The sequence below is a fragment of the Myxococcus vastator genome (assembly GCF_010894475.1).
GTDB classification, from domain to species: Bacteria; Myxococcota; Myxococcia; order Myxococcales; family Myxococcaceae; genus Myxococcus; species Myxococcus vastator.
This window is the reverse complement of sequence record NZ_JAAIYB010000895.1, coordinates 1-955: the sequence shown is the minus strand read 5'-3', so window position 1 is coordinate 955 and position 955 is coordinate 1. Positions and strand designations below refer to the sequence as shown.

Annotated in this window: 1 protein-coding gene; it reads left to right on the top strand. The window is 70.7% G+C overall.

Annotation, left to right across the window (positions count from 1 at the left end; translation table 11 throughout):
• Nucleotides 1-111 precede the first annotated feature (111 nt).
• On the top strand, nt 112-955 hold an 844-nt coding region (locus G4D87_RS38175), incomplete at its 3' end, for a chemotaxis protein CheB (RefSeq protein ID WP_163787637.1).

The window sequence follows — 955 nt, the reverse complement described above, 5'->3', positions numbered from 1 at the left end:
TGTGTAAAAGAGACAGACCCGGACCTGGTGCATGGGGTGCTGCGACTGCTGGGCTGACAGGCCCCCGCATTGGCTATACTCCCGGGCTCGCGCACGGGGTATGGACAGGGCATGGGCAAGAAAGTGTCGGTGCTGGTGGTCGATGACTCCCTCATCTGCCGACAGCTCATCTGCGAGGCGCTGAGCAAGGACCCCGACATCGAAGTCGTGGGCACCTGCGCGGACGGCAAGCAGGCCGTGGAGATGACCCGGGAGCTGCGTCCCCACGTCATCACCATGGACGTGGACATGCCCGTCATGGACGGGCTCACGGCCACCGAGCACATCATGGCCGAGTGCCCCACGCCCATCCTGGTGCTCACGGCGGACCCGCGCTCGCAGGCGCCGGAGCTGACGTACCGCGCGCTGGAGCTGGGGGCGCTCGCCCTGCAAATCAAGCCCGCAATCGACGCCGGGCCGGACGCGTGGAACCTGGTCCGCGAAATCCGGCTGCTGTCCTCGGTGCGCGTCATCCGCCACCTGCGTCGGCCCCAGCGCGGCCCGCTCTTGCCGCCTCGGGTGGCCACGTCGGTGCTGCCAGCGGTGTCCATGGGCGTGGTGGTGGTGGCGGCGAGCACGGGCGGGCCCCAGGTGCTCTTCAAGATGCTGTCGGAGCTGCCGGCGGACTTCCCGGCGCCCATCGTCATCGTCCAGCACATCAACGCCGCCTTCGCGGAGTCCCTGGCGGGGTGGCTGGCCGGGGCCAGCAAGCTGAAGGTGCGGCTGGCGCAGGACGGAGAGCCGCTGATGCCGGGGCACGTCCTCATCGCGCCGCCGGGGCAGCACACCGTCATCCCCTTCCGGGGGCGCGTGGGGCTCAAGCCCGGCGTGGAGCGGGATGGGCACATGCCGTCCGGCACGGTGCTGCTGGAGAGCGCCGCCCGCACCTATGGCCGGCGCGCGGTGGGCCTGGTGC